General features: G+C 68.7%; 15 protein-coding genes, 1 tRNA gene and 1 pseudogene. 8 read left to right on the top strand and 9 right to left on the bottom strand.

Going from position 1 to position 14,890, the window contains the following annotated elements; translation table 11 throughout:
* Entirely contained in the window at nt 1–405 is a 405-nt protein-coding gene (locus SACCYDRAFT_RS02130; protein WP_005453156.1) for a GntR family transcriptional regulator, read from the bottom strand.
* Nucleotides 406–485: 80 nt separating this feature from the next.
* Nucleotides 486–1,298 (bottom strand): aminoglycoside 3'-phosphotransferase, encoded by an 813-nt coding sequence (locus tag SACCYDRAFT_RS02125; protein WP_005453155.1) that lies wholly within the window; start codon nt 1,296–1,298, stop codon nt 486–488.
* 97 nt (nt 1,299–1,395) lie between these two features.
* Between SACCYDRAFT_RS02125 and SACCYDRAFT_RS02120 the strand changes: the two genes are divergently transcribed.
* Nucleotides 1,396–2,886: an amidase gene (locus SACCYDRAFT_RS02120; protein WP_005453154.1), complete on the top strand. Its 1,491-nt coding sequence runs from the start codon at nt 1,396–1,398 to the stop codon at nt 2,884–2,886.
* 198 nt (nt 2,887–3,084) lie between these two features.
* On the opposite strand, the gene fmdA is transcribed toward SACCYDRAFT_RS02120, so the two are convergent.
* The 4 genes from fmdA to SACCYDRAFT_RS02105 form a co-directional block, all read right to left on the bottom strand.
* A complete protein-coding gene (gene fmdA, locus SACCYDRAFT_RS02115; protein ID WP_005453153.1) occupies nt 3,085–4,332 on the bottom strand; it encodes a formamidase in 1,248 nt (415 codons plus the stop codon).
* Between the two features lie 80 nt (nt 4,333–4,412).
* Nucleotides 4,413–5,042, bottom strand: a complete 630-nt coding sequence (locus tag SACCYDRAFT_RS02110) for an AmiS/UreI family transporter (RefSeq protein WP_005453152.1) — start codon at nt 5,040–5,042, stop codon at nt 4,413–4,415.
* 126 nt (nt 5,043–5,168) lie between these two features.
* Complete coding sequence (locus SACCYDRAFT_RS25620) at nt 5,169–5,444, bottom strand: FmdB family zinc ribbon protein (RefSeq protein WP_005453151.1); 276 nt, start codon at nt 5,442–5,444, stop codon at nt 5,169–5,171.
* A gap of 275 nt (nt 5,445–5,719) precedes the next feature.
* Nucleotides 5,720–5,801 (bottom strand) — tRNA-Tyr (locus tag SACCYDRAFT_RS02105).
* Nucleotides 5,802–5,918: 117 nt separating this feature from the next.
* Here SACCYDRAFT_RS02105 and SACCYDRAFT_RS02100 point away from each other — a divergent pair.
* The 4 genes and pseudogenes from SACCYDRAFT_RS02100 (at nt 5,919) to SACCYDRAFT_RS02085 (ending at nt 8,791) form a co-directional block, all read left to right on the top strand.
* A complete protein-coding gene (locus SACCYDRAFT_RS02100) occupies nt 5,919–6,410 on the top strand; it encodes a YajQ family cyclic di-GMP-binding protein (RefSeq protein ID WP_043536992.1) in 492 nt (163 codons plus the stop codon).
* A 10-nt stretch (nt 6,411–6,420) separates the two neighbouring features.
* A pseudogene (locus tag SACCYDRAFT_RS27235) lies at nt 6,421–6,837 on the top strand (hypothetical protein); the annotation flags it as partial.
* Nucleotides 6,838–7,056: 219 nt separating this feature from the next.
* On the top strand, nt 7,057–7,485 hold the full coding sequence (locus SACCYDRAFT_RS02090) for an ester cyclase (RefSeq protein ID WP_005453149.1): 429 nt from the start codon (nt 7,057–7,059) through the stop codon (nt 7,483–7,485).
* Nucleotides 7,486–8,101: 616 nt separating this feature from the next.
* A complete protein-coding gene (locus SACCYDRAFT_RS02085; RefSeq protein WP_043536991.1) occupies nt 8,102–8,791 on the top strand; it encodes a DUF4232 domain-containing protein in 690 nt (229 codons plus the stop codon).
* Nucleotides 8,792–8,798: 7 nt separating this feature from the next.
* Here the strand turns inward: SACCYDRAFT_RS02085 and SACCYDRAFT_RS02080 are convergent, their stop codons facing one another.
* Both SACCYDRAFT_RS02080 and SACCYDRAFT_RS02075 read right to left on the bottom strand, forming a co-directional pair.
* A complete protein-coding gene (locus SACCYDRAFT_RS02080) occupies nt 8,799–10,220 on the bottom strand; it encodes an MBL fold metallo-hydrolase (RefSeq protein ID WP_005453147.1) in 1,422 nt (473 codons plus the stop codon).
* A 116-nt stretch (nt 10,221–10,336) separates the two neighbouring features.
* Entirely contained in the window at nt 10,337–11,701 is a 1,365-nt protein-coding gene (locus tag SACCYDRAFT_RS02075) for a hypothetical protein (protein WP_005453146.1), read from the bottom strand.
* A gap of 149 nt (nt 11,702–11,850) precedes the next feature.
* On the opposite strand from SACCYDRAFT_RS02075, the gene SACCYDRAFT_RS02070 reads away from it, so the two are divergent.
* Together SACCYDRAFT_RS02070 and rfbA are read left to right on the top strand one after the other, a co-directional pair.
* Entirely contained in the window at nt 11,851–12,840 is a 990-nt protein-coding gene (locus tag SACCYDRAFT_RS02070; protein ID WP_005453144.1) for an ArsR/SmtB family transcription factor, read from the top strand.
* An 85-nt stretch (nt 12,841–12,925) separates the two neighbouring features.
* On the top strand, nt 12,926–13,807 hold the full coding sequence (gene rfbA / locus SACCYDRAFT_RS02065) for a glucose-1-phosphate thymidylyltransferase RfbA (protein WP_005453142.1): 882 nt from the start codon (nt 12,926–12,928) through the stop codon (nt 13,805–13,807).
* A 10-nt stretch (nt 13,808–13,817) separates the two neighbouring features.
* Here rfbA and htpX read toward each other — a convergent pair whose 3' ends face one another.
* Nucleotides 13,818–14,681 (bottom strand): zinc metalloprotease HtpX, encoded by an 864-nt coding sequence (gene htpX / locus SACCYDRAFT_RS02060; protein WP_005453140.1) that lies wholly within the window; start codon nt 14,679–14,681, stop codon nt 13,818–13,820.
* Between the two features lie 56 nt (nt 14,682–14,737).
* Between htpX and SACCYDRAFT_RS27145 the strand changes: the two genes are divergently transcribed.
* Nucleotides 14,738–14,869: a hypothetical protein gene (locus tag SACCYDRAFT_RS27145; protein ID WP_269744644.1), complete on the top strand. Its 132-nt coding sequence runs from the start codon at nt 14,738–14,740 to the stop codon at nt 14,867–14,869.
* Nucleotides 14,870–14,890 lie beyond the last annotated feature (21 nt).

Raw genomic sequence — 14,890 nt, 5'->3', positions numbered from 1 at the left:
TCACTCCTTCCCGGTCGGACCGGAGCTCGGGAACCGCTGGTCGAGCACGGAGCCGACGAGCGCCTCGACGTCCTCACGCTGCAGTCCCGACTCGCGGGCCTTCGACATCCACGCATCGAGTTCCTGGCGAAGGGATTCCTGTTCGGCCGCGTCGCCGCTCGCGAGCGAGCGGAGCACGAACGTCCCCAGCCCCCGCCGCGCCTCCACGAGCCCCTCACGTTCGAGCTCCCGGTACGCCTTGAGAACCGTGTTCGGGTTGATCGCCGTGGCCTCGACGACCTCCCTCGCCGTGGGAAGCCGGTCTCCCGGCCGGAGACGACCGAGACGCAGAGCCCGTTTCGTCTGCTGCACCAGCTGTAGGTACGTCGCCACGCCCGAACGTCGGTCGATGCGGAACTCGATCACCAAGCACCTTTCACTAATCAATTAGTGGAATACTAGAACAGCGGAGCGTGCCCACGCCAGGGCGGAGCGGTACTCGCTGGTCAGCCCAGGTCCCAGAGCAGCCGGTAGTAGGCGAGGCGCTCGCGGTCGGGCTCGACGCCGTAGGCGGCGTACACGAGGTGGTCGTAGCCGGGGCCGTGGTTCCAGTCCAGACTCCACGCGGCGACGGCGAGGTCGGCCCAGCGGTCGGCCACACCGAGCGAACCGAGGTCGACGTGCGCGGAGAAGGTGCCGTCGTCGTGCAGCAGCGTGTTCGGCGCGCACGCGTCACCGTGGCACACGACGAGCCGGTCCACCGGTGGGGTCTCATCGAGGCGGGCACGGGCCTCGACGACCGTGAGGTGACGGTACTCGGGCGACCAGTCGGCGGGGCCTTCACCGGCGGCGATGCGCTCGTCGGCACGCTTCAGGCGGTCCGCGACGCTCCACTCGTACGGGCAGTCGGCCACGGGAAGCGCGTCGTGCAGCCTGCGAAGCCCCTGCCCGATGGCTGTGGCCGCGGTGACGGGGTCCTCCAGCCAGCGGGTGTCCACCGCCGACCGTCCCGGCACGGGCGCGGTCACCAACCACACTCCGTCCGCGTCCGCGCCCTGCCCCAACACACGGGGCACCCGCACCCAGCGGCCCGCCCACGCGAGACGTTCCGCCTCGGCGGTGAGGTCGATCTCAGGCGTGCCGTGGGCCACCCACTTGACGTAGCGAGTGCTGCCGTCCGGCGCGGCGAGCCGGAACGTGAGCCCGCCCAACTCGTTGCGCCACACCGGCGTGATCTCGTCCCCTCGAGCCAGACCTGTGACGGCTACGGGCACGGGTACCGGACCGGTGGGGATCTCTGCGACCTCGCGAGCGTTCACTTCGTCACTCTACGACCGAAGTCACCGCGCGAACGTCACGCGAAGGCGGCCGGTGCGTTGTCCTCTTCGAACGGACCTTTCGAGCAGGGCGGTGTGCATGGCGGCGATCGAGTACGGCGAGTACCGGCGGTACGACGCGGTGGGTCTGGCCGAACTGGTGGCGCGGCGCGAGGTGTCGCCCGCCGAACTGCTGGAAGCGGCGATCCGCCGGGCCGAACACGTCAACGGACACCTGAACGCGATCGTGTACCCGATGTACGACATCGCCAGGCAGCGGGCCGCCACGGAGTTGTCGGGGCCCTTCGCGGGGGTGCCGTTCCTGCTCAAGGACCTCATGCAGGACTACGCGGGCGTGCCCACCGGCAGCGGTTCCCGGGCCATGCGCCGCCACGTGGCCACCCGGCACAGCGAGGTCGTCCGGCGCTGGCTCGACGCCGGGCTCGTGGTGTTCGGCAGGACGGCCACACCGGAGTTCGGCACGAAGGGCATCACCGAATCCGACGCCACCGGACCGACCCGCAACCCGTGGAACCTCGCCCACACGCCTGGTGGCTCGTCCGGCGGTTCGGCGGCAGCGGTGGCAGCGGGCGTGGTGCCGGTGGCGGGCGCCAGCGACGGCGGAGGGTCCATCCGCATCCCCGCCGCCTGCTGCGGCGTCTTCGGGCTCAAGCCCGGCCGCGGCCTGGTGCCCGCGGGCCCCGACCACGCCGAACACCTGTCGGGTGCCGCCACGGACGGCGTGGTGTCCCGCACCGTGCGTGACACCGCCGCCATGCTCGACGTGCTGGCGCGGAATCCGGATCCCGGCGGCCCGTACCTGGCCGCCGTCCCCGACACGCCGTACGTCGAGCTCGCCAGGCGGACCCCGCCGAGGCTGCGGATCGGCTTCACCACCCGCTCCCCCCTCGGCACACCCGTGCACGCGGACGCCGTCGCCGCCGTGGAACACGCGGCCACGCTGCTCGACAAGCTCGGCCACGACGTCGAGCCGGCCGAACCCGACATCGACGGAGTGGCACTGGCCCGGGACTTCATGACGATGTGGTCGGCGCAGACCGCGGTGACCATCGCGACGATCAAGCGGAACACCGGCGCCCGCGACCGGGAGTTCGAGGTGGACAACCGCCTGCTCGCCGCGTCGGCGCACACCGTGCGCGCGGCGGATCACGCCGCGGCGCGGGCGCGCTGGAACGGCTACACGCGAGCGCTGGCCGAGTTCCACGAGCGGTACGACCTGCTGCTCACCCCGGCCATCGCGCGGCCACCCGTACGCATCGGTGAGCTGACCACCCCACCGTTGCTGCGTCTCGGCGGTGAACTCCTGCTGCGGCTCCGGCTCACCGGCCCGCTCACGAGAACCAGGGTCTGGAACGAGCAGATCCTCGCCAACCTCGCGCCGGTGCCGTTCACCCAACTCGCCAACATCACCGGCAGGCCCGCGATGTCCGTGCCGCTCTACCGGACGGCAGGCGGCCTGCCGCTCGGGGTGCAGTTCGTCGGCGGGCTCGGCGGGGAGTCGACCCTCCTGGCGCTGGCCACACAGTTGGAGGCCGAGCACCCCTGGGCGGAGGAGGAACCGGAGCTGTAGCACTGTAGCGGCGCCCCGCGCAGCCCGCGGGCGCACCGAAGGCGCTCCTCGAAGGCCGCTGACACCGAGGCCGTCCCCGCACCCGCGACAAACGCCCCGCGGCCTGAGTTCCCAGGTCAGCGGGGCGTTTCGCCTGCCGTGACGGGCGAGGAGCCGAACGCCCGCAGGCCGCGCGTTCCCCGGAACGCACGCGGTCGGTCAGGAAGTGACCGCACACTGTCCGCGATCGGTCCGCACCGGCCCTTCACCGGTGGGGCGCACATCGAAATCGAAGATCGCGGTGGGCACATAGATCGTGCAACAGGCGTTCGGGATGTCCACGATGCCGCTGATGCGCCCCTCGACGGGTGCCGAACCGAGCAGCAGGTACGCCTGCTCGCCGGTGAAGCCCCACTTCTTGAAGTACTCCACCGCGTTCAGGCAAGCCCTGCGGTAAGCCACGGTCGCGTCCAGGTAGAGGTTCTCGTCCGTCTCCCGATCCACCGAGACACCCACGAAGGACAGGAACTCGGAATACCGTGGTTCGACGTTTCCCGGCATGAACACCGGGTTCGTGGTGATGCCGTACTTCTCCATGCCGCCCTTGATCAGGTCGACATGGAAGTCGATGAACCCACCCATCTCGATGGCACCACAGAAAGTGATCTCACCGTCGCCCTGGCTGAAGTGCAGATCCCCACCCGAGAACTTCGCGTCGTCGACGAAGACCGGGTAGAAGACCCGCGAGCCCCGGGTGAAGTTCTTGATGTCGTGGTTTCCTCCGTTCTCCCGGGCCGGCACCGTGCGAGCACCCTCACGGGCGATCCTCTCGGCGGTCTCTCCGCTGGCCGTCCCGGCGAGCGCGTTGTCCTCCAAGGGCGGCAGACCCAACGGCGGCACGCGGTCGGGGTCGCGGTCGATCAGCGCCTGCTCCCTGCGGTTCCAGCGCTGGAGCAGCTCGGCCGACGGCGCGGTACCGAACAGGCCGGGGTGGGTGATGCCGGTGTACCGGATGCCCGGAAGGTGGCGCGAGGTGGCCTGCTGGCCGTGGAAGTCCCAGATCGCCTTGTAGGCGTCGGGGAAGTAGTCGGTCAGGAAGCCACCGCCGTTGACCTTGGCGAACACACCGGTGTAACCCCAGCCCTGCCCAGGTGCCTCACCGACCTGTTGGGGAACCGGGCCGAGGTCGAGAATGTCGACGACGAGCAGGTCGCCAGGTTCGGCACCCTCGACGCCGATGGGTCCGCTGAGCATGTGGCAGCGTGAAAGGTCGACATCCCGCACGTCGTTGGCCGAGTCGTTGTTGCCGAGCTGCGCGTCCGTCCACTCCCGGCACTCCACGCGGAATTCCTGTCCGGGACGGACCATCGCCGCCACGGGAACGTCCGGGTGCCACCGGTTGTGCCCCGGCACGTCCTGGTCGTGCATGGACTTCGACTGGTCTACGGTGAAGACGGTCTCCGGCATGATGTTCTCTCCTCCCACTTCGTGGACCTCTCACCAGGTGTCGCCTACTGTTGCCCTCTCCGTGAACGGAAACCTCCTCGTCACATCGGCGTCGCCGGCCTTCGAGCCGCCGGGTAAAGACGGATTCGGCCCCTGGTCAGCGGTATCAGCGCCCCGAAGACCACGACCCCGAAGATCGCCAGCGCCACCGCGGCCAACCTCGTGTTGTCCCAGTAGCCGGCAAGGAGCAGGAACGCGGGAATCGCTCCGGTGACCCAACCCTGGATCGCGGTCACCCAGCCGGTGTAGGTGGTGAGACGCTCGATCTTGAGCCCGAGCACCAGGAAGAACAGCAACCAGAGGAACGACCAGTACAACCAGATCACACCGAACGAAGGGTCTCCGAGGATCTGGAAGTTCGCGATGGAATAGCCGATGGCCATGACAGCGACGAACAACGAGAACCAGCCGACCCCCGTCGTGTCCAGGTCGGCCAGCAGGCCGACCCCGACATAGAGGTAGGTGAAACCGAACAGGTAAAGCCCCGAAGCGGCGAGGATGGTGTTCGGATCTCCACCCGAGGTGAAGATCAGATATGTCGGCGTGATCACTTGGAGTCCACCGACGAACAGGTTCAGAACGGCAGCGGCTTTGGGATTGACCTTGCCCAAGAGCATGACGCCGTTCAGGAAAAGTACCGCGCCGACGTACAGCAGGCCCACAGCCGCCATGAGCGATCATCTCCTCGATTCACGCGAGTCGTCGATGTGGCGACCCTCGCTGCGTTCGGCGGCCCACGAACCTGCGCGGGTGTCGACCAGGTCCTGACGGTTCGACCCATGCTCGCCAGTCCACGTTCATGGCCGTGGAAGGTGAGCAAGTGCCGGATGCGGCCGCCGCACCGTACGCCTGCCAGGTATTTCCGACACGACTTCGGGTTCGTCGCGAGTGCTCTCCGCGCGCTCGTGCGCGGCTCCCAACTCCTTGGACATCAGGGAGAGATGAACCGCGGTGAACCTCCGACGAGACGCTCCACCACACTCGGGACACTCCGACCGGTCGGGTGCCGTGCCGATCGGATGCCGCGTCTCGAACGGACCACACTGTGCGCAGCAGTATTCGTAGGTCGCCATCACCACCTCCACACATGAGCCGGCTCACATGTTTCGGGTGGACAACTGTTGGTCCTCGGTCTTCTGGCCTCTAAGCGTCTGACCAGCCCTCTCCAGCAGAACTCCGGCAGGATCGGGTGTCAAGAGCAGGCGTCGCGGTAGGTCGGCGCCACGGTCGAACGATCCCCCCGAGTGCGACTGGCTCGCGACCCACTGCATGCAGCCACACACAGCCGCACCGACGAAAAACGCCCCGCCGCCTGGTCTTCCAGGTCAGCGGGGCGTTTCGACTGCTGTGGCGGGTGAGGGATTCGAACCCCCGTAGGCTGAGCCGTCTGATTTACAGTCAGATCCCTTTGGCCACTCGGGTAACCCGCCATGGCCGGTCAACCCGGCCGGTTCCAAGGATAGCGAATGCCCAACTCGCCCGACCGGCGGGGTTGGCGATGGCTAGGGTGGGAGCCATCCAACAGCCGAAACGACGAGGTGTGTGACGTGGCCGATCCCTCTTTCGACGTCGTCAGCAAGGTCGACCGTCAGGAGGTGGACAACGCGCTCAACCAGGCGAGCAAGGAGCTGTCCACGCGGTTCGACTTCCGCGGTACCGGCGCCAAGGTCGAGTGGGCCGGTGAGCATGCCGTGACGATCGAGGCCGAGACCGAGGAGCGCGCGAAGGCGGCGGTGGAGGTCTTCAAGGAGAAGCTGATCAAGCGAGGCATCTCCCTCAAGGCGTTCGAGGCCGACGAACCCGCCGTGTCCGGCAAGATCTACAAGATCAACGGCAGGATCCTGGAGGGCATCGAGTCGGACAAGGCGAAGAAGATCGCCAAGTTCGTCCGCGATGAGGGTCCGAAGGGCGTGCAGGCCCAGATCCAGGGCGACCAGCTGCGGGTGTCGGGCAAGAAGAAGGACCACCTTCAGGAGGTCATCGCGTTGCTGAAGAACCAGGACTTCGGCATCGCGCTTCAGTTCACCAACTACCGGTGATGCTCGCTGCGTGACCTGCGGTGATGCGCTAGTCGGTGCCGCCGGGTACATCCCCGGTACAACCGAGGGCGGAGTCCACCAGCGAACGAGTCCGGTCCACGGCGTCCGGCCAGTAACCGACGTAGGTGTCCGGCGTGACCGTCGGCGTCGTGTGGCCCATCGCGAGCTGGACCGTCTTGACGTTGGCTCCGCCGAAGATCAGCACCGCGGCGAAGTAGTGCCGCAGGTCACGCAGGCCGAACCCCTTCGGCAGTCCCGCCTGCGCCACCGAACCCACGGACACCGACGCAGCGGCCGCCGTGTTCCACGAGACGGCGAGGGCACTGCCACGGACATCGCCGTGTTGGGCCGCCTGTTCGGCCACCCCGAAACCCGAGGACACCGAGCCGGCGAACTGCTCACCCGTGCCGTCATGGACCACGCAGCCGGTGAAGGGCTACGCCTCGTGCTGGACGTCATGGAGAAGGACCAGGCCGCGATCCGACTGCCGCGATCCGACTCTACGAACGCCTTGGACGGGGTCAGAACCAGGCCTGGGACATCGACTATCGGCGCTCACTTGACCCTGGGGCAGAAAGGCCCTGGTGGGTCCTTGGCGCGCGGATTAGGTTGGACGGCTCCATCGCCGCGGAGAGGAGTGTGCGCCATGTCCGAGGCTACCGATCTGCAACGGCGGATGTTCGAGCTCATCCGAAATCATGATCTCGACGGGCCGCGCGCGATGTATCACCCCGACTACACCTATGTGGGCCCGGACGGCACGGAGGAATCCGGACCCGATGCGGGTGTCCGGGCCGCGGAGACCTATACGACAGCGTTTCCGGACCTGGACTTCGAGGTCCGCGCCGGTTATGACTGCGGCGCCGGAACGGCGGTTCTGGAATTGATCGTGTCCGGTACTCACCAGCAGGAACTGGCCGGTGTCCCGGCGACGGGCAGAACCATCCGGGCACCGTACTGCAACGTGATCGAGGTGCGCGACGGCAAGATCTACCGCGAGCGGGACTACTTCGACAACCTGCACCTGATGAACCAGTTGGGAGCCACGTCCCTCCCACAGGGCACAGGGGCGTGAGCCTGCGTGCCTCGACGAGCCCGTCTCGCGAGCTTCGGTGACGATCACTCGAACACAGTTCAGAAGGTCAGGGGGCTCGGCCAGCGCCTGACCACGCTTTGCCCTCGCCAATCAACCACAGACGCGCCGCCATGAAGCGGGCTTTGGAGGGTGGGCGCTTCTTGGCGAACCATCCGGTCGGAACTGCGGACGCTGGCGACTGCCGTGAGCGGGGGACGGTGGGGCGATGATCCTGAACCACGTCAACCGTGGGGGAAGCGGCAAGGGCTGGTTGGTGGGCCCGTGGAACTCGCTTGTCCGGTCGCGATCGGACGTGCCGACCAGGGTGTGGACGACCCGCACCTGCACCACCACATGAACGAGGTCCACCTCGTCGCACGGAGCGAGAGTGTCGCCGTCGTAGAGGGGCGTGAGGTGCGGCTGCGGGCTGGGTACATGCTCGTAGTCGAACCTGGCGAGCTTCACACGGTCACCGATAACTATGCGTCGGTCCCCGTTCGTGTGCCTTCATCCGATCGGGGGTGTGCCCGTCCTTTCGGAGGGTCTTGCCCCGGCGAAGCAACCCCGCCCGTCGGCGTTCGCGTCCTGAGGTATGGACCCGGAGAAGGGGGTGGCCATGAAACGCACCATCACGGCACACGTACTGCTGGCCACGACCGGCATGGCGCTCGCGCTGGCCGGATGTGCCCAGAACGGCGGTGACGACCGGGTGCAGGGCACGGCACCTGACTCGGCGGCCGCCACCTCGGACCCCGCGTCCGCCTCGGAATCCGCGCCGCCGACGAGCACCGAGGCGAACGCCCAGTCGCGCGAGGTGTCCACCAGCAAGGGCGAACCCAGAGCGGCGGCCGAACAACCTCCACCCGACCCGGACTTCTGCACGTCGGCGGAGCTTTCGTTGTCGCTCGGCGAGGGTGGTGGCGCCGCGGGCACGGTGTACCGGCCGTTGCGGTTCACCAACGTCGGCGACTTCCCGTGTGTGCTCCAGGGGTTTCCCGGCGTGTCCTACGTCGCGGGCGACGACGGCCACCAGGTCGGCAAACCCGCGGAGCACACCGGCGGCGAAGGGCCTGCCCTGACGCTGTACCCGGGCGATGTGGCCCACGCCGACGTGGGGTTCACCCAGGTCCGCAACTACGACCCCCAGGCGTGTTCGCCCACCGAGGTGCGCGGGCTACGTGTCTACCCGCCGCAGGAGACCGCGTCGAAGTTCGTCGAAGTGCCTGGCACCGGGTGCGCCCGCTCCGAACTCCACGGCAACCAGCTCACGGTCTCCACGATCGAGGAGGGACCGGGCCACGGCTGAGCCGGGTTCACGGCTCCACCGGCACGCCCGCGGGCGCGGCGTTGTCGAACTTGTCGTCGATCACCACCACCGTCCGGCCCGCGCGTTCGAGCAGCGACGCTGCGGCGGTGGCGCGGTAACCGCTGCCGCAGTGCACCCACACCGCGCCCGGCGGCAGCTCGGTGAGCCGGTGACCCACGTCGTACAGCGGGATGTGCACCGCGTCGCGGATGTGGGAGGTCGCGTACTCGTTGCCGGTGCGCACGTCCAGCACCACGTCGGGACGGGGGAGCGCCCCGGCGTCGCGCCGCGTGGCCTCGGCCAGGTCGGCGAACGTGGCCACCGGGATGCTGCGAAGCTGCTCCGGCGCGGCCGCGAGTTGTTCCGGGGTTCCGGTGGCGGCCCCGGCGAAGCGGTCGATGCCGATGCGGGCCAGCTCGCGCTGCGCCTCCGCCACCTGCTCCGACGTCTCGCCGAGCAGGGTGAGCGGCGCTCCCCAGTCGATCATCCAGCCGAGCCAGGTGGCCATCGGCCCGTCCAGCCCCAGGCTCACCGTGCCCGCGAGGTGCGACCGCACGTAAGCCTTGCGGGAACGCAGGTCGACGACCCATTCGCCGTCGTCGAGGCGGCTGCGGAGCTGTTCGGCGTCGGCGCGTTGCGGCGCCCTCAGGTCCAACGGCTCGGGTCCGGCGGTGTTGCGGACGCCCATGTGCGCGTAGTAGGCGGGGTAGGTGTCCAGGCCCGAGAGCGTCTGTTCGACGAACTCGTGCTCGGCCAGCGTGAAGGCGGGATTGGACTGCTTCTGCTCCCCGATCGTGGACGCGTCGCCCTGCACGGGAGTCGCGGAGCAGAAACTGCCGAACCCGTGCGTCGGCCAGATGTGCGCGCCGTCCGGCAGCAGTTCGGCGAGCCTGCGCGCGGAGGCGTGCTGGTGGCGGGCGAGTTCCTCGCTGTGCTGCTCCCCCAGCAGGTCGGTGCGTCCCGTCGTGCCGTACAGCAGGGAGCCACCGGTGAACACGCCCACGGGCCCGTCGACGCTCTCCAGTACGTACGACAGGTGGTGGAAGGTGTGACCCGGTGTCGCCACGGCCCGCACCCGCAGCCTCGGTGAGACCTCGATCGTCTCGCCGTCGTCCAATCCCCGATGCGGGAACGGAACGTCATCGTGTGCGGACAGTCCGTACTCGGCACCGGTCAGCCGTGACAGTTCCAGCCCACCCGACACGTAGTCGTTGTGGACGTGGGTCTCCAGGACCAGTGCCACCCGCGCGCCCCGGCGGCCCACCGCCGCGAGCATCCGGTCGACGTCGCGCTGCGGGTCCACCACCACGGCGACCTCGCCGTCCGCGGCGACGTAGCTGCGGTCACCCAACGACGACGTCTCGATCACGTCAACGGTCAGTCCACCGGGCAGCGGGGGGTCGTCGGCCCGGAATCGGTCGTCACTCATCTCCGCAACGTGCCCTCCGCCCGTCGGTGGGAAACCACCTGGGTCTCGGTCCGGCGAGCGACCGGTAGGGCTGGACGGCCGTGGTTCGGCCGGGCCCCGGCACGCGGGTGCGGAGATCACCGCAACAGCACGTCGGTGGTGGTGACGGGGATACCCCGCTCACGCAGTGCCCGGGTGAGCGCGAGTGCTGACGCGACGTCGCCCACGAACGGCTTGAGAGTCTTCCCGCGCGTGTGGACCGTGTGGACATTGACGGCGAACATGGTGAACTCGACGCGTTCGACGTCCGGCCAGGGCACGCTCTTCTTCTTCGCCACGAGCGCGTGCGGGGTGAGCTGCCACTTGCCGAACGTCGACGTCCCTCCGTCCGCTCGCGCTCGCTCGTCGAGGCGGAGGAGGTACTCGGCGTACTGGTGCTCGATGGCCGACCCGACGGCCTGGAAGTCCTCGACCGGTGGGAAACCGGTACCCCTGTTGTCGAGTGTGAAGGAGCACTTTCCCGCACGGAAGTCGAAGGTCACGAGCCAGTGCGAGCGCTGTTGACGGTAGCTCCACATGACCCACCGCACGTCCGGCCACGCGACGGCTTCGGCCTTCTTTCGAGAGCTGGCCAGCACCACGCCGTCGGAGTAGAGGACGAGACCCGTCTGCGGCGCGATCTTCTGCACGCCCCTGCGTTGCGGTATCCACCAGCGCAACGGCTGGGTGAGTCCGTGTTTCGCGGCGGCGGCCTCGATCGTGGTCAGCAACTCGTCGACTCCCTCGGGGCGGGTGAACGACGGGTCCTGCTGGATCACGTGACTCGGCGGTACGGCGTCGGCTGCCGGAGCGCCGGACGGGAGACCCACATCGCCGGTGTCGCGGTATCTCCGGGCCAGCTCGGTGACGTACTCGGCGAGGACGTGCACGCTGCGCACCGTCGACGCCGACACGTGCAGGGCAGGCTTGCTGCGCCCACCGGTGTCGTGAATCCGGAGGTGCCCGAGGGCCAGTCGGGCCGCGCCCACCAGCTTCCACGGCAACGTCGTCCCCTGGTAGTGCACGCCGTCGGCGTCGATGCGGGCATCACCGAACGAGTACCACCCCTCGGTCTCGAGCGCCTCGTCCACGACCTCGTCCAGCCATGCCGTGTACTGCTCGTGAAGGGTGGTCATCAGCGGTGTGAGCTGCTCCGCCGTCAGCTCGGGCAGTGCCGCGGCCGACGGTTTGAACACGATCTCGCGGTCGCCCGCCCTGATCTCGGTCCAACCCCGGAAGCCGTAGACCTGTTTGCTGTCCGGGACCTCCACGAGCCTGAACACGTCGATGTCCGGCCAGGCGAACACCTCGACGGTGTCACCCCTGGCGTACGCGAAACCGCCGTCGAAGGCGACGAACACCCGCTTGGCCTTGGCGAACAATCCCCCTCCGATGGAGGTCACCCACCACCGTGGTTCGCCAAGGCCGTGGGAGCGGGCACGCTCGATGAGCGCGTCGGTCACCGGGCCCACTCCGTCAGGTGGAGTCGCTCGACCCACCGGAACCCTGTCCCACAAGCCTTCGTCCACGGTATGAGTGAAAAACGGTCGCAGGAGGCCGTAAACACCATTCGTCGTGGACCGAAACGTTCCGTCGAGACGCTGGGGGCCGGATGCTGCGGATTCACTTCACAGACCGTGACATCGCGCGCGTACGCATCGCGAGGGAGCCGGACCCGCTGTGGGAGGTCGTGCTCGGTCTCCAGCAGTTGCACCCGAGCCATCTGGGCTCGCTCGCCCACGCCACTTGGCGCAGGAAGGCGCACGAACAGCTAAGGCGCCAGGGCGCGAACGGAGCCGTGGCTCTGTTGAACGACCTCGTGCCGCTCAAGGGGTACTTCCCGGACTTCCTCACCCCGGCCGCCGCGGAGGCGGGCCTGGACGAGGGACTCGCCGCCGTCGCCGCCACCCCCCGCGCCCAGCTGTCCGCCGAGCTGGCCTACGCGGCCCGGACTCGGGCACTGCCTTCGCGGCTGCGGCGCCTGGCACACGGCGACCGCGCGACCCTGGAGCAGGTCGGTGCCGCGTTGCGGGCTGTGCACGACACTGTGGTGCGGCCGGGCTGGGCCATGGTCAGCGACCACGTCACGGCGGACGTCGCGGTACGGCTGCGGGCGTTCGCGGACGGCGGTGCGGAGGGAGCGCTCGCCTCCCTGCGGCCGGTGCTGCGCTGGGAGCCACCCGTGTTGTGGGCCGACTACCCGTCCCGGTACGGCGACCTGGACGTCCACCTCGACGGCCGGGGGCTTCGGCTCGTGCCCTCGTTCTTCTGCTGGGGCACCCCCGTGGTGCTGGCCGACCCCACACTCCCACCGGTGGTGGTCTACCCGGTGAGACATCCGAGCGAATTCCTCACCCGGGCCGACCGCCGCGACACGTTGGCGGCGTTGCTGGGCGGCACCCGCAGTCGTGTGCTCTCCGCGCTGGTGTCGCCGTCGAGCACACGCGAGCTCGCGAGCAGGCTCGCGCTCTCACCGTCGTCGGCGAGCGAGCACACGGGGATCCTCCGGAACGCGGGGCTGGTCTCCACCTCCCGGGAAGGTCAACGGGTGGTCCACCGGCTCACCGCACTCGGCGAGGCGGTGCTCACAGGCGAACTGTGACTCCGGGCGAAGGCGCACGTGGTCTTCAGGCGGCCGCGATACGCTGCCCACCGGCACGTCGATGGGCGAGAAACGGGGAGGGCGCATGAAGGGCATCGTGCTGGCCGGTGGCAGCGGCACCCGGCTGCACCCGATCACCCAGGCGACCTCCAAACAGCTCCTGCCCGTCTACGACAAGCCGATGATCTACTACCCGCTGTCGGTGCTGATGCTGGCGGGTATCCGGGAGATCCTGCTGATCAGCACCCCGAGTGACCTGCCCAACTTCCAGCGACTGCTCGGTGACGGCAGCCAGTGGGGCCTCGACCTGCGGTACGCGGAGCAGCCGAGCCCCAACGGGCTCGCCGAGGCGTTCGTCATCGGCGCCGACTTCGTGGGTGACGACCACGTCGCGCTGATCCTCGGGGACAACATCTTCTACGGTCGGGGGTTCTCCGGACTGCTCCGCCAGGAGGCGGCGAACCTCGACGGGTGTGCCCTGTTCGGTTACGCCGTCAAGGACCCGCAGCGCTACGGCGTCGGCGAGGTCGACGCCGAGGGCAACCTGCTGTCGATCGAGGAGAAGCCCGCCGAGCCGAGGTCGAACCTCGCGATCACGGGCCTCTACCTGTACGACAACCAGGTGGTGGACATCGCGAAGGGTCTCACTCCGTCGGCGCGTGGGGAGCTGGAGATCACCGACGTGAACCTCGCCTACCTTCGTGAGGGCAGGGCGCGGATGCACACGCTGGGCCGGGGCTTCGCGTGGCTCGACACGGGCACGCACGACTCCCTGCTCGAAGCGGGCCAGTTCGTGCAGGTGCTGGAGCACCGCACGGGCGTTCGGATCGCGTGCCTCGAAGAGGTGGCCCTGCGCATGGGGTTCATCACGCCCGACGAGTGCTACCGGCTGGGCCGCAAGCTGGCGAAGAGCGGCTACGGCGAGTACGTGATGAACGTGGCCCGCGACGCGGGCGCCACGGCCTGACCGGCCGGACTCAGAACGGCCGTCGCGCCATTTCCTCCAGCCTGCGCACCCGCTCCTCGATGGGCGGGTGGGTGGAGAAGAGTTGGGACATCCGCTCTCCCGGACGGAACGGGTTGGCGATCATGAGGTGCGACTGCGACACGACCCTGGGCTCGGGTGCGAGCGGCAGGGCCCGCGTCCCCTGTTGCAGTTTGCGCAGAGCCGAGGCCAGCGCCAGCGGATCGCCGGTGAGCCCGGCACCGGACGCGTCGGCCTGGTACTCGCGCGAGCGACTGACGCTCATGCGGATGATGCCGGCCGCGATGGGCCCGAGGAAGACGAGCAGCAACGTGGCGAGAGGGTTGGTTCCGCCCTCGCGGTTGCCGCCGAACAGGCCCGCGAACATCGCCATGTTGGCGAGGAAGCTCACGACGCTGGCGAGTGCTCCGGCGACGCTGGAGATCAGGATGTCGCGGTTGTACACGTGGGACAGTTCGTGTCCGAGCACGGCGCGCAGCTCGCGTTCGTCGAGCAACCGCAGGATGCCGGTGGTGCAGCACACGGCGGCGTTGCGGGGGTTGCGGCCGGTGGCGAACGCGTTGGGCGCCTGGGTGGGGCTCACGTAGAGCCGGGGCATGGGCTGGCGCGCCGAGGTGGCCAGCTCCCGCACGATGCGGTACATGGCGGGCTGCTCGGCTTCGGACACCGGCCTGGCTCGCATGGCGCGCAGGGCGAGCTTGTCGGAGTTGAAGTACGCGTAGCCGTTGACGGCGAGCGCGACGAGCAGGCCGATGACGAGTGCTCCCCTGCCGAACAGCCCGCTGATCGCGATGATCAGGGCGCTGAGCAGGCCGAGCAGCAACGCCGTCTTCAGCCCGTTGCGATGGCTGTGCACGTGCTCCGCCTCCCATTCGCGACACGGTGAGACACGGTTTCGAACCGTCCCCCCACGTGTCGAACGACTCCGCTCGGGGTGGTGTTCCGGGTGTCCCCGGCATCACTCCCGTCGTGAGCGGCTACTCGGGGGTGTCCGCCGTCGAGGAGCCGTGCCACGACGACGGCCTCACCACCACGACAAGGTAGTTCGCTATCCCTTATTCTGAA

It is taken from the genome of Saccharomonospora cyanea NA-134 (genome assembly GCF_000244975.1).
Classification (GTDB): domain Bacteria; phylum Actinomycetota; class Actinomycetes; order Mycobacteriales; family Pseudonocardiaceae; genus Saccharomonospora; species Saccharomonospora cyanea.
This window is presented reverse-complemented; position numbering and strand designations above follow the sequence as displayed.

Coding starts and splice junctions, on each gene's coding strand:
- fmdA (WP_005453153.1), bottom strand. CDS start 4,332: ATGCCGGAGACCGTCTTCACCGTAGACCAGTCGAAGTCCATGCACGAC.
- SACCYDRAFT_RS25620 (WP_005453151.1), bottom strand. CDS start 5,444: ATGGCGACCTACGAATACTGCTGCGCACAGTGTGGTCCGTTCGAGACG.
- SACCYDRAFT_RS02085 (WP_043536991.1), top strand. CDS start 8,102: ATGAAACGCACCATCACGGCACACGTACTGCTGGCCACGACCGGCATG.
- SACCYDRAFT_RS02090 (WP_005453149.1), top strand. CDS start 7,057: ATGTCCGAGGCTACCGATCTGCAACGGCGGATGTTCGAGCTCATCCGA.
- rfbA (WP_005453142.1), top strand. CDS start 12,926: ATGAAGGGCATCGTGCTGGCCGGTGGCAGCGGCACCCGGCTGCACCCG.
- SACCYDRAFT_RS02080 (WP_005453147.1), bottom strand. CDS start 10,220: ATGAGTGACGACCGATTCCGGGCCGACGACCCCCCGCTGCCCGGTGGA.
- SACCYDRAFT_RS02070 (WP_005453144.1), top strand. CDS start 11,851: ATGCTGCGGATTCACTTCACAGACCGTGACATCGCGCGCGTACGCATC.
- SACCYDRAFT_RS02110 (WP_005453152.1), bottom strand. CDS start 5,042: ATGGCGGCTGTGGGCCTGCTGTACGTCGGCGCGGTACTTTTCCTGAAC.
- SACCYDRAFT_RS02120 (WP_005453154.1), top strand. CDS start 1,396: ATGGCGGCGATCGAGTACGGCGAGTACCGGCGGTACGACGCGGTGGGT.